21 protein-coding genes and 1 other annotated feature are annotated in these 20555 nt (G+C 38.4%); of the genes, 12 read left to right on the top strand and 9 right to left on the bottom strand.

Annotated features, from left to right (window positions below):
* Window positions 1-276: 276 nt before the first annotated feature.
* Window positions 277-1266, bottom strand: a complete 990-nt coding sequence (locus J2S74_RS06580) for a sodium-dependent bicarbonate transport family permease (RefSeq protein ID WP_307323293.1) — start codon at window positions 1264-1266, stop codon at window positions 277-279.
* A 224-nt stretch (window positions 1267-1490) separates the two neighbouring features.
* On the opposite strand from J2S74_RS06580, the gene ymzB reads away from it, so the two are divergent.
* The 3 genes from ymzB to hutH all read left to right on the top strand — a co-directional run bounded on the left by ymzB (window position 1491) and on the right by hutH (window position 4202).
* The gene (gene ymzB / locus J2S74_RS06575; RefSeq protein WP_307323290.1) at window positions 1491-1850 is read left to right on the top strand and encodes a protein YmzB; all 360 of its coding nucleotides are present in this window, start codon (window positions 1491-1493) and stop codon (window positions 1848-1850) included.
* Between the two features lie 282 nt (window positions 1851-2132).
* Window positions 2133-2459 (top strand): nucleoside triphosphate pyrophosphohydrolase, encoded by a 327-nt coding sequence (locus J2S74_RS06570; RefSeq protein ID WP_307323287.1) that lies wholly within the window; start codon window positions 2133-2135, stop codon window positions 2457-2459.
* 222 nt (window positions 2460-2681) lie between these two features.
* Window positions 2682-4202: a histidine ammonia-lyase gene (gene hutH / locus J2S74_RS06565; protein WP_307323284.1), complete on the top strand. Its 1521-nt coding sequence runs from the start codon at window positions 2682-2684 to the stop codon at window positions 4200-4202.
* Window positions 4203-4492: 290 nt separating this feature from the next.
* On the opposite strand, the gene J2S74_RS06560 is transcribed toward hutH, so the two are convergent.
* From J2S74_RS06560 to J2S74_RS06540, 5 genes are all read right to left on the bottom strand, one after another.
* Complete coding sequence (locus J2S74_RS06560) at window positions 4493-5350, bottom strand: DUF421 domain-containing protein (RefSeq protein WP_307323282.1); 858 nt, start codon at window positions 5348-5350, stop codon at window positions 4493-4495.
* Between the two features lie 18 nt (window positions 5351-5368).
* Entirely contained in the window at window positions 5369-5575 is a 207-nt protein-coding gene (locus J2S74_RS06555) for a DUF1657 domain-containing protein (RefSeq protein ID WP_307323280.1), read from the bottom strand.
* A 42-nt stretch (window positions 5576-5617) separates the two neighbouring features.
* Window positions 5618-6619 (bottom strand): stage V sporulation protein AD, encoded by a 1002-nt coding sequence (spoVAD, locus tag J2S74_RS06550; RefSeq protein ID WP_307323278.1) that lies wholly within the window; start codon window positions 6617-6619, stop codon window positions 5618-5620.
* Entirely contained in the window at window positions 6620-7099 is a 480-nt protein-coding gene (spoVAC, locus tag J2S74_RS06545) for a stage V sporulation protein AC (protein WP_307323276.1), read from the bottom strand.
* A gap of 124 nt (window positions 7100-7223) precedes the next feature.
* The gene (locus J2S74_RS06540) at window positions 7224-7430 is read right to left on the bottom strand and encodes a DUF1657 domain-containing protein (protein WP_307323273.1); all 207 of its coding nucleotides are present in this window, start codon (window positions 7428-7430) and stop codon (window positions 7224-7226) included.
* A gap of 167 nt (window positions 7431-7597) precedes the next feature.
* Between J2S74_RS06540 and J2S74_RS06535 the strand changes: the two genes are divergently transcribed.
* Window positions 7598-8719, top strand: a complete 1122-nt coding sequence (locus J2S74_RS06535) for an alanine racemase (protein WP_307323271.1) — start codon at window positions 7598-7600, stop codon at window positions 8717-8719.
* An 8-nt stretch (window positions 8720-8727) separates the two neighbouring features.
* Here J2S74_RS06535 and J2S74_RS06530 read toward each other — a convergent pair whose 3' ends face one another.
* The gene (locus J2S74_RS06530) at window positions 8728-9243 is read right to left on the bottom strand and encodes a small multi-drug export protein (RefSeq protein ID WP_307323269.1); all 516 of its coding nucleotides are present in this window, start codon (window positions 9241-9243) and stop codon (window positions 8728-8730) included.
* 299 nt (window positions 9244-9542) lie between these two features.
* Between J2S74_RS06530 and J2S74_RS06525 the strand changes: the two genes are divergently transcribed.
* The 3 genes from J2S74_RS06525 to J2S74_RS06515 all read left to right on the top strand — a co-directional run bounded on the left by J2S74_RS06525 (window position 9543) and on the right by J2S74_RS06515 (window position 14774).
* Window positions 9543-10910, top strand: a complete 1368-nt coding sequence (locus J2S74_RS06525) for an MATE family efflux transporter (RefSeq protein WP_307323267.1) — start codon at window positions 9543-9545, stop codon at window positions 10908-10910.
* Between the two features lie 275 nt (window positions 10911-11185).
* Window positions 11186-12559, top strand: coding sequence for an aldehyde dehydrogenase (locus tag J2S74_RS06520; RefSeq protein ID WP_307323265.1), 1374 nt, complete (start codon window positions 11186-11188; stop codon window positions 12557-12559).
* 199 nt (window positions 12560-12758) lie between these two features.
* Window positions 12759-13002, top strand: a binding site (T-box leader).
* 68 nt (window positions 13003-13070) lie between these two features.
* Complete coding sequence (locus tag J2S74_RS06515) at window positions 13071-14774, top strand: 2-isopropylmalate synthase (RefSeq protein ID WP_307323263.1); 1704 nt, start codon at window positions 13071-13073, stop codon at window positions 14772-14774.
* A 188-nt stretch (window positions 14775-14962) separates the two neighbouring features.
* Here the strand turns inward: J2S74_RS06515 and J2S74_RS06510 are convergent, their stop codons facing one another.
* Window positions 14963-16159 (bottom strand): GNAT family N-acetyltransferase, encoded by a 1197-nt coding sequence (locus J2S74_RS06510; protein ID WP_307323262.1) that lies wholly within the window; start codon window positions 16157-16159, stop codon window positions 14963-14965.
* 216 nt (window positions 16160-16375) lie between these two features.
* On the opposite strand from J2S74_RS06510, the gene J2S74_RS06505 reads away from it, so the two are divergent.
* Window positions 16376-16747 (top strand): SCP2 sterol-binding domain-containing protein, encoded by a 372-nt coding sequence (locus J2S74_RS06505; protein ID WP_307323260.1) that lies wholly within the window; start codon window positions 16376-16378, stop codon window positions 16745-16747.
* 124 nt (window positions 16748-16871) lie between these two features.
* Here J2S74_RS06505 and J2S74_RS06500 read toward each other — a convergent pair whose 3' ends face one another.
* Window positions 16872-17018 (bottom strand): FbpB family small basic protein, encoded by a 147-nt coding sequence (locus J2S74_RS06500; RefSeq protein WP_307323258.1) that lies wholly within the window; start codon window positions 17016-17018, stop codon window positions 16872-16874.
* A gap of 166 nt (window positions 17019-17184) precedes the next feature.
* Here J2S74_RS06500 and J2S74_RS06495 point away from each other — a divergent pair, with 166 nt between their 5' ends.
* The 4 genes from J2S74_RS06495 to J2S74_RS06480 all read left to right on the top strand — a co-directional run bounded on the left by J2S74_RS06495 (window position 17185) and on the right by J2S74_RS06480 (window position 20485).
* Window positions 17185-17637 (top strand): hypothetical protein, encoded by a 453-nt coding sequence (locus J2S74_RS06495; RefSeq protein ID WP_307323256.1) that lies wholly within the window; start codon window positions 17185-17187, stop codon window positions 17635-17637.
* Between the two features lie 280 nt (window positions 17638-17917).
* Window positions 17918-18889 (top strand): MBL fold metallo-hydrolase, encoded by a 972-nt coding sequence (locus tag J2S74_RS06490; RefSeq protein ID WP_307323254.1) that lies wholly within the window; start codon window positions 17918-17920, stop codon window positions 18887-18889.
* Between the two features lie 123 nt (window positions 18890-19012).
* Window positions 19013-19438 carry a hypothetical protein gene (locus tag J2S74_RS06485; protein WP_307323252.1) on the top strand — a complete coding sequence of 142 codons (426 nt, stop codon included), beginning with the start codon at window positions 19013-19015 and terminating at the stop codon, window positions 19436-19438.
* Window positions 19439-19690: 252 nt separating this feature from the next.
* Window positions 19691-20485, top strand: a complete 795-nt coding sequence (locus J2S74_RS06480; protein ID WP_307323250.1) for a VLRF1 family aeRF1-type release factor — start codon at window positions 19691-19693, stop codon at window positions 20483-20485.
* Window positions 20486-20555 lie beyond the last annotated feature (70 nt).

The following is a 20555-nucleotide window of genomic DNA, read 5'->3' as shown; positions in this document are numbered from 1 at the left end:
TTTCGCAAATTTTTATAAAGCTTGGAGAAGGGAAAGGCGGCGACTCCAGCTACGAGCGATGCTACATGAATCAGCTACGAGTTATCTCGACGCAAATTACTACAGACGCTATTTGAAGCGTTGCCCATGGGGAACCAGGACGGTGATTTTACGCCGTTGCCCACAAGCGGAGCCTGAGACGCTTCCTCGAGTAGTTTGCGTCGAGTAATCGCAATTCTAAAATAAAGAAGGCTGATGAGTAAGGTAATGACCTACCTGACTTATCAGCCTTTCTTTTTAGCCCAATAATGTGGCTAACCAATAATAAAAAGGTATACCTACAATTAAGTTAAAAGGTAATGTAATTCCTAAAGCAGATCCTAATGATAATCCAGAATTGGCTTTAGGGATGGCTTGGCTGATGGCTGCTGGTGCCGCAATATAAGAAGCACTGCCGCTTAACACAGCCAGTATGGTTGTCCCGCCGACAGATAGACCAACGATAGATCCAGTTACTACTCCCAATATCCCACCAATAATAGGTAAAATAATAGCAAATAAGAAGGAAACTGGTTTTACATTTTTCATTTTTACCATACTTAATGTAGCAATCATCCCCATATGAAGTAGGAAGATACATAGTATTCCATAGAACAAGTCTCCGAATAATGGTTGAATTAGCGTGAGTCCGTCTGTATGGGCAACTAACCCAATAAATATCCCACCTAACAATAGGAAAATACTTTTTCCAAAGAAAGCTTCCTTAATGACATGCCCAAGCTTCGCATCCGGATTTGTTATTTGCTCCCCCTTGCTTTGGACGTGCAGCTTGTACATAATAATCCCTACAATAATCGCAGGACCTTCCATAATGACAAGTACAGCGGACATGTAAGACTCATACGTGACACCAATTTTGTCAAGAAAGGCAAGTCCAGCTATGAAAGTTACGGCACTAACGGAACCGTAGTGGGCAGCAATAGCAACAGCATCAGCAAAGGAATACTTAAATACTTTATAAAGGATGAAATGGGAGATAAATAGCATGATTAAACTTAAGAATATGGCCGCAATAATCGTAGGGACCATTTCAACAAGGGAAACATTCCTTAACTCCACTCCCCCTTTAATACCAATGGTGAAAAGAATGATCATCGTATACCCATTATAAAACGCTGTCGGAACCTTTAGGTCGGAGTTTACTAGGACAGCGATAATTCCCAATAGAAAGAATAAAATCATTGGGGAAAGTAGGTTAGCGTAAGCAATTTCTAGTATTTGTTCCATATTCCAATTCTCCTTGTGTTGAAAAAGTAGTATGTGACGAATGCTAACATGAAAAAAGCATGAATGAATGTAATATAACACAAAAAACTTTATTTTTGAAATATTATAAAACTTCGTTTGTTCAGTCTTAAACAAGAAAGGGGGATAAAGACTTTCTATAGAGGATGAAATATGACATAAAAGGGAATAGTACTCCTATGAAATAGTGTAGGAGGTCTTGATGGATGGTACACCCAATTTTCGAATTAACAGAATGGCTGGAAAGACAAAAGGGACAAACATTAATGATTTATAAAAGCGAATTTTCCACTGGAAAAGAAGAAATTATCGATAGAGATGAAGTAAAGCTAGTATTAAATGATGTTTCCGTTAGGGATATTGAAAGACACGATGAAGATGATTATTTGGCAAACCAAGAGATTATACTCCATGGGGAAGGACAAATTCATACGGACCGTGGACAACAGGAATTGCCTCAAAGTGTCTATGAGATACCAATTTATGATGACTTTGCTACTCAAGACAGGGAAAATGGTATTAGAGTCGAAACGGAAAAGGCAATTTATACGATCCTTCCCCAGTAGTATCTGTTTCATAGCGGTCGTCATGAGACAGGTAAGTGAAAATCAACAGTCTTTACCTGTTCCATAGCGTCTTTATGAAACAGATAAATCAAATTCATCAGCCCTTACCGGTTTCATAACCATTTCTATGAAACCGGTAAGGGCTTTTTTTCTTTCCACAATAGCACCTTCCCCTAAATGTCGCCTTCTTTTATAAATTTTTTTAAGTTTTAGAAGGATTTTTCCGTTTGTTTCCTGAAATTGTTTAAAAACACTGTCTAATGCCTTTAAGGGGTGATGGAAATGCCTGTGTATAACAAGCTGGTAAGGGATCGGATTCCAGAAATAATACGGAGAAATGGAACGAAGTGTTCAGTTAGGAGACTAGAGGCAGCTGAATTTGAAAGGGAGGGAAAAGTAAAGTTAAAAGAAGAACTGGCAGAATATTTAGAAGCAGGCAATGCAGAACAAGCAGTGGAAGAGCTGGCAGACTTATTAGAGCTAATATATTGTTTAGGAGAGTATCACGGATTTTCAAAGGAGGAGCTAGACAATATTCGAGAGGATAAAGCAGAGCGGAGAGGCTCCTTTCACGAAAGATGGTACTTAGAACATGTAAATGAACGTTAAGGTAAGTTGAATAATTTAGGTTGACAGCAATGTTGTTTTTTGAATATTATGAAAGAATAAGGGGAAGTCTTGGAAAAGGTGGGGCATATGCTTTTTACCAAACAACATCAACATTTTAAAAAAGAGGAACCGAGCAGTGAAGAGAAATCCGTTTAAGGATTTCACTTCACTGCTTTTTTATTGCTTTATCACAATAAAAGAAGAAAGGTGGGAGGGAGTTCCATGGTCATTTTAACAGGGAATACTTTAACTTTAAATGAGTTAGAACAAGTTGTTTTAAAGGGGGAGAAAGTCAAACCTTGTGACAAAGCAATGAAATTGGTAGAAGAAACAAGGGAAGCAGTGAATACTATTATCCATCATGGAAAAATAGTTTATGGTGTTAATACTGGTTTCGGTAAATTAAGCGATGTAAAAATTAATAACGAGGATGTGGAAACATTACAAGAAAACTTAATTTACTCCCATGCTTGCGGAGTTGGTGAGCCGCTAAAAGAAGAAGTATCAAGGGCAATGCTTGTCCTAAGGGCAAACACGTTAATGAAAGGATTTTCTGGTGTAGGGCCACAGTTAATTGAGCAGTTAATTTCTTTTATAAATGAAAGGATTCACCCTGTTATACCATCTCAGGGCTCCCTAGGTGCAAGTGGGGACTTAGCTCCATTATCCCATCTGGCACTGGCTTTAATAGGAAAGGGGACCGTTTTTTATGGAGGGGAAAAAAGGAAAACGGCAGAAATTTTAAAGAAAGTAGGTTTAAAGCCAATCAAGCTTCATGCTAAGGAAGGGCTCGCCCTAATTAATGGAACGCAAGCAATGACTGCCATAGGGGCATTAGCCTATTTAGAGGCAGAGAGGCTGGCGGATCAAAGCGAAATGATAGCTGCTATGACTATCGAAGGTCTAAATGGTATTATCGATGCCTTTGATGAAGCTATTCACCTTGCAAGAGGACATCAGGAGCAAATAGACGTGGCAAGGAACATTAGAGAAATTTTAAAGGCTAGTAAGCTTACATCGAGGCAAGGGGAAATAAGGGTGCAGGACGCCTATTCTATTCGTTGTATTCCCCAAGTACACGGTGCAACGAAGCAAACTTTGTCCTATGTAAAAGACAAATTAGAAATTGAAATGAATGCTGCTACTGATAACCCCCTTATTTTTGAACAAGGGGCAAAAATATTGTCCGGTGGAAATTTTCACGGACAGCCCATTGCCCTCGCCATGGACTTCTTAAGTATTGCCATTGCTGAGTTGGCTAATATATCAGAAAGGAGAATAGAAAGGCTGGTGAATCCGCAGCTTAATGATCTCCCTCCATTTCTTAGTGCGAAACCTGGAATAGAGTCAGGTGCCATGATTATGCAGTACGTTGCTGCCTCTTTAGTTTCAGAAAATAAAACCCTAGCTCATCCTGCAAGTGTAGACTCCATCCCTTCCTCAGCTAATCAAGAGGATCATGTTAGTATGGGAACAACAGCAGCACGCCATGGAGCTCTAATAGTAACCAACACAAGACGAGTTCTAGCAATTGAACTTATTTGTGCTATGCAAGCTGTGGAATATAGGGGTATTAATAAAATGGCATCTATGACACGAGATTATTGGGAGAAGGCAAGGGAAATAGTCCCTTCCATAAAAAAAGACCGAATCTTTTCAGAAGACATAGAACGAATGCAAGATTGGCTTATAAATGAGGACAAAGAAAATGGAAAAAGTCTTCGAATACATGCACCAAGGTAGAATCCATATCTCGAAGGAGTGAAAGGCGGCGACTCCAGCGACGAGCATAGCTTCTAGAGTTTGCTCCTGCGCCACTTCATTTGCTCGTCGCAGTTAAGAGTGCTACGAGTTGTCTCGACGCATGTGCTGCGAAGCAACGCTTGTAGAGGAAGAGACAGGCATAACGGCTGAAGACTTCGCAGGGTGGTTTTCGTGAGGAGGCTGAAGCGTTGCCCGCGGAAAGCGTCCGCCTGTAACGGAGTCGAGATATAATACCTTTTTGAAAACAGCCATTAAGAAAGATCAACCCCTTATTGAAGATAGGGGCTGATCTTTTTTAAGACTCTATCCATTTCCTTTGCATTTTTCGCGTACATTTGCTTTGCCTCTTGATTATCAGTGGCAAGGGCAAAGGCTTCTAAATCAGCCTGGCATTTCTTTATAGTTGAAAGGAGCAAAGGCTTTTCCTGTGGAGAGGGAACCTTTAATTTGTCATCAAATAAATCAACCGTAAGTTGTCCGTAAGAATCAACCTGTCCTAAGTAAACATTTTCAATAGCTACACCGATTTTTTCCAACTCCACCTCTAACCATTGTCGGTTGTAACCGATTGTTGATAAAGGTTCATCTAACACTTTTCCATCCATAATAACTGTTTCCGGTTCCTTAATTGGAGCTACCTTTAAATTTAAATCCTTTGGAGTTAGGGGTTGATAGTCTTTTTTAGGTAATACACTAATATCTCCACTAGTTTCTAATACAGCAAATTCCACATCTGCAACTTGAAACACGTTTTTGCTGCGTAAGCTTTTCAGTAATTCGTCAGAGGACAAGCGCTGCTTTTTTAGGTTATCCTCTAGAATTTTCCCGTCCTTAATGACCGGTATTCCACGCCCATGGAGGAAATTTCGAAATCTAAGACTTTTCATGGACAGCCATTCCATCAAGTAGGGAACAGCACCCCAAATAATGATCCCCATAATAGGATAGGCAATAGGAACTTGCAAATTTATGGAACCAATGGCAAGGATGGCAGCTAAAACAATTGCTGAAACAAATTCAAAATAGGTCATTTGTGCTAAAGGTTTTCTAATAATCCCCTTTGAGAGGAGTAATAAAATAACAAGGGCTACTGCTGAACGTATAACAACTTCAAACCAACCTGGCATGATGTCCCCCCATTCTAATTAAAATCCTTTATACTGTGGTTCTTCAAACTCAAGTTCACCAACTCGTTTTTCTATATCCGCTAATACTCTTCTTGTCGTTTGGCAAGCATCTCGAAAAGCTTCTTCTGCTTGTTCATTTTCAGAGCGAATAGCTAAACTATTTAATGTCGCTTCAACATTTTTTAGGCTTGCAACACATTGCTTAACCTGTGAGGCTACTGTCATAGGTTTTCATCCTTTCTTACTAGAAAGTGGGATGCTTTAGATTTACATTTCTATAGAAACGGCATGGGCAATACAAGGTATGGTTTCTTTTTGTTGGTACGAAAGGGGTGAAAGCAATGCTCCCGTAGCAACAACAAGCATGCGATTTATCTCTCCTTGCTTCATACGGTTAAGTAAATGACCGTAAGTAACAGCTGCAGAGCATCCCGATCCACTAGCACCAGCGAGTACGGGCTGATCTTCTCGATAAATAATAAGCCCACAATCTCTAAATTGGTCTTTTTCTAAGGAGAGTCCATGTTCTACTAATAGATCGTAAGCAATAGTTTGCCCTATTTTCCCTAAGTCTCCTGTTACGATAACATCATAATAGGATGGATCGATACCCCGATCACGAAAATGAGCTTCTATAGTATCCACGGCAGCTGGTGCCATCGCTCCTCCCATATTGTATGGGTCACTTAATCCCATATCCACGACCCGACCAATAGTTGCAGAGGTAATAGACGGGCCTTCCCCTTTATCGCGAACAATAGCCGTTCCTGCTGCAGTGACAGTCCATTGAGCTGTTGGTGGTTTTTGGGCACCATACTCCGTTGGGTAACGAAATTGTTTTTCAATGTTAGCATTGTGGCTGGAGGAACCTGTTAGAACGCAAGTAGAACCTCCTGAATTAACGATATAGGCACTTAAAGCAAGGCCTTCCATGGAAGTGGAGCAGGCGCCAAATAAACCGAAATATGGTGCACCAAGGGTCCGGCAGGCAAAGGTAATAGGTGTGAGTTGGTTTACTAAATCTCCTGCAAAAATAAATTGAATATCTTCCTTCGTCAAACCACCCTTTTCAATAGCTTTAATGGAAGCTTCTTCAAACATAACCCTCTCAGCTTTTTCAAAGGAGTCTTGCCCTAGCCACATGTCTTCATGAAGGGTATCAAAATCATTTGGAATATTTCCCTTGGCTTCAAACGGTCCCCCAACCGTACCTGTGGAGGTAATCACTGGTTTATTGTTAAATTCCCAAGTACGATGACCCACTAACATTTAAAAACCTCCCCATTGAGTTAACAAAGTTCGAATTAGTGCCACAACGAAGGCGGAAAATGTACCAAATACAATGACAGATCCTGCAAGCTTAAACATATTACCACCAACACCTAGAACATATCCTTCGGTACGATGTTCAATCGCCGCAGAAGCAACGGAGTTAGCAAAACCTGTCACAGGCACTGCTGTTCCTGCTCCGGCAAACTGGGCAAATCGGTCATATACACCGAAACCAGTAAGGAGAACAGAAATGATAATGAGGGTTGCAACAGTTGGGTCTCCGGCGGTTTTCTCGGTGAAATCAAAAAAGGTTATATAAAATAATTGAATAAACTGGCCAATTAAACAGATTAAACCTCCTATGAAAAATGCTCTGATGCAGTTTTTTACAACAGGTCGTTTCTCTTCCCTGGCGCTAGCAAATTGCTGGTATTTTTGTTGTACCGGTGTTTGGTTTTTCTTCTTTTGATCGGACATGGACCCACCTCTTTCTCTACAGGAAATGTTTTTCTATAAGTATTAGTGTGTATCCTTTTAAAAGGTTGATGCATAGCACCAACCTTTTTTTGCAAAAGAAATTTCACACAGGCTTATATAAGTATTACTGTTGTTTGTATTGTGGTTCTTCTTGTTCGATTTGCTGTAAGCGTGGTGTAAGTGTGTCTACAATAGTTTGTGTTTGCTGTGCAGCAGTTTGGAACATTTGTTTAGCTTGTTGATTTTCTGTCTGAAGGGCAAAAGTTTCTAAGCTTGCTTGGGCACTTTTTAAACCAGCTAGTGTTTGTCTTACTTGAGTTACTACAGTCATTAAATTTTCCTCCTAAAAATTAATAATAAGATGTTGCCCTTATATAATTTGTTTTCTTTTTTGAAATATTCGAAGGTTATTTTGGAAGAATATTGAATTTTTGTGTATATTATCGTATCGAGATTGTCTATTTAAAAGCTGTTATAATAAGGGGGGAGGTGTGGAGATTGATTAAGCATTTAAAGGAATTAGAAACCCCGTCATTAATAATTAATGAAGAGAAAATGAATCGAAATTTACATAGGATGATGAGTGTTCGAACAAAACATGGTGTCAACGTACGGCCTCATTTCAAAACACATAAATCCATTGCCATTGCCAAAAAACAGTTGGAATTGGGTGCAATTGGTATCACGGTTGCAACAGCAACAGAGGCAGAGTTACTATTGGATAATGGCATAGAGAAAATCTTAATCGCCTTTCCCTTAACGGACCGAAAAAAAATAAGTCGCCTCTTGGAAAGAGGAAAAAATGCACGATTAATTTTTGCGATAGACAGTGAAGAACAAGCGGCTATTTTTAAGGAGGAAGGAAATATACTCGAGGTTGAACCAGAATTATGGATCAAAGTTAATTCCGGATTAAACAGATGTGGTGTGGAGCCACGTGAAGAGACCGTTCAACTAGCTACATTTATTAAAAAGGAGGCAGTTGGGAAGCTATCAGGCTTGTTTACTCACGCTGGACATTCCTATGCTGCAGCTTCACCGGAGGAAATTGATCGAATTGCCAAGGAAGAGGCAGAGAGCATTTTAACTAGTGCCAACGCTTGCGAAAATGCCGGTATACCTATTGAGCATCGCAGTGTAGGGTCTACCCCCACCTTTGAAAGGGCTGCCCAATATGATGGAATAACCGAGGTACGTCCTGGAAATGCTGTATTTTTTGATGCTATGCAGGTGGGCCTTGGAACCGCTCAGTTAGAGGAAACGGCATTAACGGTTTTAGCCACTGTAGTGTCGAAAAAAAAGGGACGCTTTATCATCGATACTGGAAGTAAATCCTTAACGACAGAAAAAGGGGCCCACGGAAACGAAACGGTAAAGGGCTTTGGGAAGATACTAAATGAAGGGGAGCTTTACGTTACAAGGGTTTCCGAGGAACATGGAATTGTGGAAATTCCCGAAGAGGCAGAGGGGATTTGGGAGAAACTTCAGCTTAATCAACGAGTTGAAGTTCTCCCAAATCATGCCTGTCCTGTAGTAAATTTGTTTGATTATTACTATGTGTTAAAAGAAAATGGTGATTTGGTTACTTTACCTGTAGATGGAAGAGGGAAGTCTCAGTAATAAAAAGGTTAGAACCATTTTGTAACCCAATCAATACTGTAAAAGGATGCAATGGTTATGACGACCGTCCATAGGAGCAGACTGATTCCCATCCAAATGGCGGTATTAAATTTTGCTGCCTTCAAGGATAGGGCGATAATGGCTGCAAGATGAATACCGGTAATTAAAGGACCTAACAAGGCTAAACCAGGCAGACCGTATTTTTTGAAGATGCGGGCTGCCCTTTCTTTTTTTGAACTTTTCTTCCTATTATTTTGATCACCTTGGGAACTACCGGCAAGTTCCTTCTGTTTCTGGATTTTCTTTTCTTTCCGCTTTTGAAACCATTGGGTTCCTTGAAACCAGTTAATGGCATAAATAATCAATATTACCGGTAGGAAATTTCCAATAAATGATACCACTCCTACCCAAAAAGGCTGCAACCCCATCCCAATACCAATAGGAATAACGATCAATATTTCAAGCCAAGGAGTAGCGGCCATAACGAAAATAAGAATATACTGCCAAAGAGTTTCAAAAAACATAACTGTTACCACCTTAATATTAAATATAATATGGCTTGGATACGCTACGGACGGACGCTTTCCGCGGGCAACACTTCAGCCTCCTCGGGAAAACCACCCTGCGGTGTCTTCAGCTGCTCCTGCGGTTACTCGTCGCAAGAAAGACTTGTTGCTTTTCCCGCTGGAGTCGCCGTCCTCCGCTTCTCCAAGTTTTAAGAATAAAATTTGCGAATATAGCCTATATAAATAACCCACTGTCGATTTTACAATTTGACAACCATGAAAAACAATCATAATGTATTCTGAGTGGGGTGGAAATTGTGCATACGACAAAAACGGTAAGAGAGAAAATTAAATTATTGATGGTTGTCATGTGGCCGATTTTAGTAACACAGCTTGGCTTATACATGATGAATTTTATAGATACAACAATGTCTGGTAGGGCAGGGGCAAATGATCTAGCGGGAGTTGCTATTGGGTCTAGCCTCTGGGTGCCAATTCTAACAGGGATAAGCGGTATCCTAATGGCATTAACACCAATTATCTCCCAAAAAATAGGGGCTCAGAAAAAAGACGATGTGGGTTACTATGTGTTACAGGGGTTATACTTGGCTGTCCTTATTTCTGTTGCGGTTATAATTATTGGTTATTATGTATTAGATCCTATTCTCCTATTTATGTCATTGGAGGAAGAAGTGGCCTATATAGCTAAGCATTATTTAATTGGATTGGCTATAGGCATTATTCCTTTATTTATGTATAACGTACTAAGGGGATTTATGGATTCCTTAGGACAAACAAGAGTAACGATGATTATTACACTTATTGCCTTGCCTGTTAACTTTGTTTTCAATTATTTATTAATCTTTGGGAGTTTTGGTTTCCCTGCACTTGGTGGGATTGGGGCAGGCTATGCTTCTGCCATTACGTACTGGTTTATCTTTATCGTAACTATATTTTTTACAGTAAAATTGAGGCCTTTTACGAACTTTCAAGTCTTTGAAAAATTATATGGTGTTTCCTTCATTACCTGGAAGGAGATTCTCTTTCTAGGGCTACCGATAGGGTTAACTATTTTTTTTGAAACAAGTATCTTTTCCGCTGTGACGTTGTTGATGAGTCAGTTCTCAACGGAAGTAATTGCAGCCCATCAAGCAGCCATTAACTTTGCAAGCCTACTCTATATGATCCCCATGAGCTTTGCCTTCGCATTAACGATCACCGTCGGTTTTGAAATAGGTGGTGAAAGGCTGAAGGATGCTAAAATATATAGTGTCATTGGAGTCATCTTTGCTGTTCTCATGGGATTAGTGGCCTGTGTCATTATTTATGTATTAAGGGAGCCCGTTTCTACACTTTATACAACGAATGAAGAAGTGGCAATCCTAATTCAACAGTTTTTAATTTATGCTATTTTCTTTCAGCTATCCGATGCAATCAATACACCAATACAAGGAATTCTGAGAGGGTATAAGGATGTGAATATTCCATTCATAATGGCACTAGTCTCTTTTTGGCTTATCGGTCTTCCGTTTGGTTTTGTGGTTGCCAATTATACAACCCTCGGCCCATTCGGCTATTGGGTTGGGTTGATATTAAGTTTAGGTGTATGTGCAACCTTATTATTCTTCCGACTAATAAAAGTACAGAGGTCTTTTGAGGCAAGACTTTCTCAAGGAAATGTTTAAAAAAAATGATACTGAAAGTAATATTTCTGTAATATATATACTTGGGGCTTGTTTAATAGTGGAATACTTTCCCCCTTTCCACTAAACTAGAGTTATATAGAGTACACAGTCCGACATATTTTTTAAAGAAAATGAATGTTCTCTCAAACTCAAAGAAGTGAAAGGCGGCGACTCCAGCGACGAGCGTTACTTCACGAATACGCTTCGAGTTGGGGATTCGAGTGACAATATTATAAAAACGCAATCTTATTTATGATTTGAGGGGGAGTGAACGAATGAACGATTGGATTCATTCACTTGTTGAAAAACAACGAACCTATTTTTATACAGGGGAAACAAGGGATATTAAATTCCGACAAAGGCAATTAATGCGCTTGAAGGAAGCAATAAAGAGCAAGGAAGAGGCAATCTTTGAAGCATTGAAGCGTGATTTAAATAAATCAGAAAATGAAGCTTATCTCACCGAGGTTGGCTATTTATATAATGAATTTAAGGATATAGTGAAGAACATCGATCTGTGGGCAGCACCTAGAAAGGAAAAGGCTCCCCTGACCCATACCGGTGCAAAGAGCTATGTGTATAAAGATCCATACGGCGTAACGTTAATTATTGCTCCATGGAATTATCCGTTTCAACTGGCATTGGCCCCTTTAATCGGTGCCTTGGCTGCTGGAAATACGGCTATTATTAAACCCTCTGAGCTAACGCCTCATACAAGCTCCGTCATTAGAGACCTAATTGCAGAAACCTTTGATGAGAAGTATGTTGCTGTTGTGGAGGGGGATGCAGAAACTGCCAAGTACCTTTTGGAAGAAAAATTTGATTATATTTTCTTTACAGGAAGTGTACAAGTTGGGAAAAAGGTGATGGAAGCTGCTGCGAAGCATCTAACTCCTGTAACATTGGAACTTGGTGGGAAAAGTCCGGCTATCATTATGAAAGATGCTAACTTAAAGCTTGCAGCGAAGCGAATTGTCTGGGGAAAGTTTATTAATGCAGGGCAAACATGTGTAGCACCAGACTATATATTAGTCTATGAAAAACATCGTAGGAAGCTATTAAAATATATTGTTCACTTTATTAAAAAGCTATATGGTGATGATATACGCTTTAATAAGGATTATCCAAAGATTGTTCATGAAAAGCATGTGGATCGCCTAGTGAAACTATTAGATGAGAATAAGATATATTATGGGGGAGAATATGATCGAGTAGATCGATTTATGGAACCAACGGTCATGGTTGAGGTGGAAGACGGAGACCCTGTCATGGGGGAAGAAATTTTTGGACCGATTTTACCTGTTTTAACCTTTACGGATGATTACGAGTTGATTGAGCGAATTCGCAAACGCCCTAGCCCATTAGCGTTATACTTGTTTTCCAAAAGTAAAGATACTCAGGAGTATATAATGGAAAACCTTCAATTTGGCGGTGGTTGTATAAATGATACTCTGATGCATTTGGCAACCCCTTATTTACCTTTCGGGGGTGTTGGGGAGAGCGGAATGGGGGCTTATCACGGTAAATACAGCTTTGATACCTTTACTCACGAGAAAAGTGTTTTAAAACAAACTACCAGCTTTGATATTCCCCTAAGATACAGTAAATCGAAAACATCACTCAAAGCCCTGCGAAAATTGTGGGAATAACTTTAGAATCGTTTCTTATAAAAAAGCTTGGAGAAGTGAAAGGCGGCGACTCCAGCGGGAAAAGCAACTGATGTGTTAGTCATTTTTTGTGTAAAAGTTGCCTAAGTTATTCTTTGGTATTCACAGTAGTCTTTATTTTCTGCAAATTGAGTATTGACAACTTGAGTTTATTGGTATATTATATTATTTAATTTAATAATGATGAGCAAAGATTGGAAATAGTAGAAGGATTTATAAACTTGTCAGAGAGCCGATGGTTGGTGAGAATCGGTAGTTATAACCTTTGAACTCATCCATGAGCTACTCCCTGAACATAATTAGTAGGGGATGTCGGTTTTCTACCGTTATGAAGATAGGTGGTGATTGCCACCGAAAACGAGTGGGTTAATATTATTATAATTAATCAATTAGAGTGGTACCGCGAGCAATGCCTCGTCTCTATATTTATATAGAGACGGGGCTTTTTTATTAAATAAATACAAACAATTATAAATAAAGGGTGGGAGTCAGAATGAAAAATATCGATAAATATTCTAGAGGTTACTTTATGCCCCCAGTACAAAGCTTGAAATGGGCAGAAAAGGAGTATATTACAGAAGCTCCTACTTGGTGTAGTGTGGATCTTCGTGATGGAAACCAGGCTTTGGTCGTCCCAATGAGTCTAGAGGAAAAGTTAGAATATTTTCAGTTGCTTTTACAAGTAGGCTTCAAGGAAATCGAAGTAGGTTTTCCAGCTGCTTCGGAAACCGAATTTGCTTTTTTACGTACATTAATTGAAGAGAATTTGATTCCGGATGATGTGACGATTCAAGTTTTAACACAGTCAAGAGAACATATTATAAAAAAGACCTTTGAAGCATTACAGGGTGCAAACAAAGCAGTGGTGCACTTATATAATTCCACATCTGTGGCACAGCGTGAGCAAGTATTTAGAAAATCTAAAGAAGAAATTATTGGTATTGCTGTAACTGGGGCAAAAATGCTTAAGAAATATGCTGCTGAAACCGAAGGGAATTTCCAATTTCAATATTCTCCGGAAAGCTTCACAGGTACTGAAATGGAGTTTGCCCTTGAAATTTGCAACCAGGTACTAGATATTTGGCAGCCGACAGTGGATAACAAGGTAATTATCAACCTACCAGCTACTGTATCAATGTCCATGCCTCACGTTTACGCAAGTCAAATTGAGTATATGAGTGACAATCTAAGCTATCGAGATAAGGTAATCCTATCACTACATCCACACAATGACAGAGGAACTGGAGTAGCAGATGCTGAGCTAGGGATGCTTGCCGGAGCGCAAAGAGTCGAAGGAACATTGTTTGGAAACGGAGAGAGAACAGGGAACGTGGACATCGTAACACTTGCATTAAACATGTTTTCACACGGGGTGGATCCAAAGCTGAATTTTGAAAATATCCCTTCCATTATTTCCAAATATGAAAAATTAACAAGAATGAAGGTTCACGAAAGACATCCATATGGTGGTGAACTTGTCTTTACTGCATTTTCAGGTTCCCATCAAGATGCCATTGCCAAAGGTATGAAATGGCGCGAGGAAGAAGAACGGAAGGATTGGTCTGTACCTTATCTATTAATCGATCCTATGGATATTGGAAGAGAATATGAAGGAGATATCATCCGAATTAACAGTCAATCCGGTAAGGGGGGAATCGGTTATATCCTTCAGCAAAAATATGGAATTGATCTCCCTTCCGAAATGCGTGAGAGTTTTGGATATAGTGTGAAAAATGTTTCAGATCACAAGCACAAGGAGCTTATGCCGAATGAAATCTATGATATTTTTATCAACGAATATGTGAATATTAACACCCCTGTTGAATTTAACCGTTACAAATATACGCAAAATGGTCATTACGAAACGATTGTATCGATCCGGATGAATAATGGAGAACATGAATTTTCTGGTGTGGGAAATGGAAGACTTGATGCTATCAGCAACGCTCTTCAATCCAATCTGGGTATTGACTATACGGATTTGGTCTATAAGCAGCATGCGCTAGAAATAGGCTCAAGATCAAACGCTGTATCTTATGTAGGAATTACCGCAAAGAATGGTGTTGTATATTGGGGGTGCGGAATTGACTCTGATATTATGACATCATCAGTAAAAGCTCTGTTTAGTGCCGTTAACAACATGGTATCTAGTTTACAACTTCCTGTTGAGAAAGAATTTATCCATTCAGAAAAATAAGTCCATTCTGTGATTTAGTCATTAAAAGTGGCTGGGACAAAAGCGTTTTGTCAATGAGAATTCCGAACGAAGCATATAAATCGATTCGGAAATTTACTTCGCTTTCCGCGGGCGGCATCTAAACACTTTAGTTATGTCCCAGCCTCTTTATTATATATTATAGGGTAAAAAAATTTGCATTCTCCTTCTTAGAAGAAATCATAAATAAATGGTTTTCCACTTTTTATAGCATTTTCTAACTTTTTTGCCTGTTCTTCTTCCCCTAATACGAGACCTTCTCTGTAAAGGACATCCATTGACTGAGCATTGAATAAAAGGGCTGTGAGGGTTTGGATAGAAAGGCGAATTCCCTTTTTAGGTGGATGCTGACAGTTAGCCCCCGAACTCCCTTTGGTAGAGAAAAAGTTAGTCTTTATTTGATTTTGTTTCATTTCAATAAAGTATGTTCCATCATTCCATGAACAAAACTCATCTGTTAAATGAAGAATAATAGGGGAACTACCTTCCTCCATTTGGAAAGGGTAAACCTTTAAAAATTCTTTTACATCCACAATTCTAGCCATGAAATAGGAGATAATTTCCCGTTCCACTTTTGGGTCAGGAAGTAAAAATGGTATCCCATCGTTTGGTGTAGTTGTCCAAACAACCTTATCTATCATGGAATCATGATTTGCTATAAATGTGAAAAGACCATCTCGAGATTCTGGGTCTAACCAAATCAACTCATCGATTGTCAAAGTTTGGGACTTTATTTGGTAAAACATATAGCCCTTTGGATCCCCTTCTTGTGTATAATAAATGGCAAGATGGTCCTTTTTATCCCTTGAAATTAACCGTTTCCACCATTTTTCATCCCGTATGAGCGTCCCGTTAAAACGACTGGCCCATTCCTCATAAACATGTCTAATAACCTGGTAATCCTTTTCTACACGCTTTATGGAACCGGCAGTGGGCTTCCGCACTGGCAGTTGTTCCTTTGTTAAGGTTAGCTTTTGCTCTTCTGCAAACAGTTCCCAGCCAAACTTCCGATAAAATGGGATAGAGAAGGGGGCAAGAAAGGATAGGAGCTGACCTTTTTCCTTCATTTCTATTAAACATTGAAATAAAAGGTCTTTTACCAAGCCACTTCGCCGGTATTCTGGCCAAGTGGCTACACTTGAAACACCACCCATTGAAACCTGCTTTTCTTGGAAGTGTACCATTAAAGGCAGCACAGTTGCTTTGGCAAGGATTTTTCCATCATCCTCCACAACCCAGCTATCTTCCGGTGAGATATTCCTCCTCCGTTCTTCTCTTTCTTCCTCAGATAGTTCATATTGGAAGGAATATTCCGACATTTCAATACTGATATCTATTTCTGATCGTTGTAGTTTTCGTATTTTCATCTATTCTGTCTCCCCCTGTCAGTAAAATCATAATCTATATAATAAATTCTTGGTTAAAGAAAAATTCCCTGCTGAATTCTAGATATTCGTAAAGGATGTTGTTCTTTTGATAACCCGAAGAAGTGAAAGGCGGTGACTCCAGCAAGTTTTTTTGCAACGAGAATAAATATTATTTTTAAGAAGGAAATGGAAGAACTTTATATAATATATAAATGAATGAGTGCTCAATCATTAATTACGGAAGGTGGAAGTACTATGGGAGTAAAAGAAAAATTTTATTTGTTAACGGAAAAAATAAATGAGGATCCAAGTCATTTAGAAGGATTAGACGTAGTATATCAATTTAACCTTGATGGAGAAGATGGGGGAATATACCAATTAAAGCTTTCTGGTAATTCAGCAGAATATACAAAGTCGGAAGATTTAGAACCAAAAATTACGATAAAAATGAACGATAAAAATTTTTTAAAGCTAGCGGAAGGAGATTTGAATCCAACGGTTGCCTATATGAGTGGGAAGTTGAAGGTCCAAGGAGATCTTGCACTGGCACTTAAGCTAAATTATCTATTAAAACAATATCAAAGCTAATAAAGAAGTCTACCTTTCCCCATGGAGAGGTAGACTTTTAGACTTAATTAAGGTTGAGGTCTATCGATTGTTAAAAATCATTTTTGCCATTGTATTTAATGAATTAATGGTTTAAAGAAAGAAATTATGCCTTAATTAATTCTCGGCCCTTTTTCATGGCTTTTTCATCCACTTTCTTTTCAATCTCCCTTAGTGCTTTATCATCCTTTAGTAACATTTCTTTATTTTCAAGAACTAATTCCTCAAAAGTTTTATTTAAACGCTTTCTCATGTAAGATCATTCCTTTAATCAAAATTTTCTTTCAATTTAATTATATTATTTTTTTACTATCTATAACTGTGAAACCTGTTACAAATTCATGAACTTTCTTGTGCTTAATGGTTTTTCATAACATATATTTATTAAAGACGAAAAAGCTGGTATGGAGGTGCTCTATTTGATTACAATTGATTATTATTGGAACAACGTAAGACAGCAAAATTTGGAGGTAGTGCTCCAAATAATAAAAGAAATTGTAAAAAGAGAAAGTACAGATGAACTGTTGTTTGATTATTTAAAAGTATTGGCAAAAAATGAAACACATGAAGAACTACTTGATAGGATGATACAGGATGAAAGGGTACAATTTTATACCTTAAAGCACATTTATCATCAATTGACCGGGAGTTTCCCTGAAGTTGATGCCCCAACCTTTAATATCCCAGATTCCTTAGAGGAGGGGATAAGAGAAATTCTATTACGAAAAGCCAAAATAGTCAAACTATTTGTTCAATTGGTATACCTTTTACCGCCGATATATGCTACTTATGTATACCCCTTTATTGTGGATGAACAAACACATATGCACTTATTAAATTTTATTCTATTAGAACTCTATCACAACAACTGAATTTATCCACAACAATATTCACATCTAGTACCCTAATTTATAAGTTATTCACTTAATTATCCACATTATCCACATCCAAATTGTTTTTATCCACAAAAATAGAATGAACTTAAAGAAAAGTAGTTTGTAAAGTATAGGTAGAGTAATCCACATTGTTAACAAGTGTGTGGATAACTTTCTGTGTGGATAACTTGATCATGACAAGTTACAAAAAATAAGATACAATAGGAGAAAATAGAAATGAATGAACATTCATTCTTTTAGTGGTGAAGGAGGTTTTATGACTAGTACAATGGAACAACTAACAAAAAATATATATCAAATGACAGTACCTACTCCCTTTTTAGTGGGACCAGTCAATACCTATTTAATTGAGGGAGATGCATTAACACTTGTGGATACAGGTCCTAAAACGGAAGAGGCGTATGATGTTCTTAAAGGGCATCTCAAGGAAAAAAAGCTTCAATTTGAAGATATTGAGGTTGTTATTTTGACACATCATCACCCTGACCATATTGGACTTTTGGAAGAATTTTTACCGAATGCTAAAGTTTACGCCCATCCAAAGGTGAAACCATGGATAAGTAAAGAAAGAGACTTTTTTAATACTTTACATTCATTTTATCAAGCCTTATATACTTCTCATGGGGTACCTGCAGATTTGGTGAAGGCCATTGAAAAAAGAAAAAGGGGTTACTTGAATTTTTCTGCTAATGGTTATGTGGATAAAGAATTAAAGGAAGGGGATATGATTGAAGGTCTACCTGACTGGACAGTACTAGAAACCCCTGGCCATGCACAAAGTCACATCTCCCTTTATAGAGAATTGGATGGGGTTATGCTTGCAGGGGATCATCTTATTGAGCATATATCCTCTAATGCAATTATTGAAGGACCGTATCCAGGAGAAAAGGATAGACCGAAAACATTACTTCAATATCGGGACTCTCTCAAGAAATGTTTAATGGCCAAAGTAGCCTATGCTGGCCATGGGGTAGCTATTACGGATCCGAAATCATTAATAGATAGCAGATTAAGGGATCAAGATAGAAAGGCAGTACAATTTAAGGAGTTAATGAGGGATGAAATAGTTACTTGTTTCGAATTGTGTAAAAGGAAGTACGGACATATTTATCAACAGCAGCCAGACCTAACATTCTCTGAAACATTAGGACACTTAGATTTATTAGAATCAAGAGGAGAAATAAAACAGTTGGAACAGGACAGAATAGTGAAATATAAAGTAATTTAAGCTATATAATGAATGATTAATCATTCATTTTTATCAAAAAATTGTTTGTGTTTGTTTGTTCCCTCTATAAATTGGTAAAATGAAATAAGAGAACACTTTGGTGTTAATGGAGGGTAGAACAAGATGGAAAAAGAAGAGGGTAAAAAAACGAACTGGTTTCGGAGAGGAATCGTCATCGGTGTTGCAGCAGGTTCCATTTATGTTTTGGCGAATAAAAAAGCGCGAACAAAGATTAAAGATAGTGTCAGCGGTTGTACGGAAAAAACAAAGCATTGGATACAGGTTATAAAAGAGAATCGGGAGCCGTTTATGGAACAAATGAAAGCGTCCAGCGAAAGGATTGCTACCATCGTTGAAGAAGCAACAGATGATATTCAAACCCTTGTGGAGACCTCGCAACACATGAAAAGTCATACACAGGAATTGTTAAAGGCTTTGCAGGAATCAAAGGATGAGTTTCAAGCTATAACTACAAAGCTGAAGAATGAGGAAAAGCTGGACCTTGATGAGGTTGTCCCTTCCTCAGATGATGAACAGCTTCTACAGTGAAGGTGTGAAGGACAAGCTTTGTATCCAATAAAAGGATGATCGCAGGGGATGTGATCATCCTTTTATTTTGTCAAAAATTTCATTCCCTCTTTTCCCCTCTCGAAGCAAATAAATAAATTTTTACAAAATGCTAAGTGGTCACGCATATTATCCATTTCCCCAAAGTACATATTCAGTAGAAATAAATGTAGGTTTAACGGTATTAAAAAAAGGATAAATACTTGTACATGCTTTAAAAGGAGGAATGTCTATATGGCATTGGCCAAGGAATTGGAAAACCTAAGGAATTTCCAGTGTAGTGAGGGGAAGTGTGTGTTGTCAGTTTATTTGAACACGGATCGGGCAAACCAGAATCAACGAAAAGGTGAATGGAAAATACGCTTAAAAAATGGTTTGAAGCGACTGGAAGAATACTTAATTGCATCAGGAGATCAAAAGCAGCTTAAAGTATATAAGAAGCTTCGAAGAAAAGTGGAAAAAGAGATAAAGGGTAACCAATCGCAGCTTATGAAAAGTGTAGTTATATTTGCTTCCGAAGAACAGGATTTATGGTCTGTCCACTACTTACAACTCCCAGTAGAAACTAATTTCCACTGGGAAAATGCGCCAGTCCTTGACCAGCTTACAAAGCTTCAACAAGACTTTCCAAAAAGTGCTATTATCATGCCGAATAGAGATGTAATTAAAATTATTGATATTGATTTAGGAGAAATAAAGGGAACAAATATTTATCAATTTGATCCAGAAAGTGAGAATTGGAGATTAAAAGAGGGGACCGCATCCTCCGACAGAATGGCATCCAGTGCCAATCATGTGGATGATTATCAACACCGTTTAGACGAAAATTTAAATCGATTTTATAAAAAAATCGCCTCTAATATTGAACAGATGTATCGAGATCGTAAATGGCAGTCCGTTTATTTAGTAGGTGAACCGGAAAAGGTAAAGATCTTACAAGGGCAGCTTCGAGTGAAAATAGATCGCTCTGTTAATAAAAACTTAAAAAATTCCGATTCCTTTAAAGTATTGGAACAAGTATTTCAATAATAGAGTCTGTTCAAAAAGAAATAGTGCGGGACCCGGTCCCGCACTTTTTTGGCGCATTGCGCTTTTGTTC

The sequence above is a fragment of the Evansella vedderi genome (assembly GCF_030813435.1).
Classification (GTDB): domain Bacteria; phylum Bacillota; class Bacilli; order Bacillales; family Salisediminibacteriaceae; genus Evansella; species Evansella vedderi.
The sequence above is the reverse complement of the archived record's forward strand: the minus strand, read 5'-3'. Positions and strand labels throughout refer to the sequence as shown.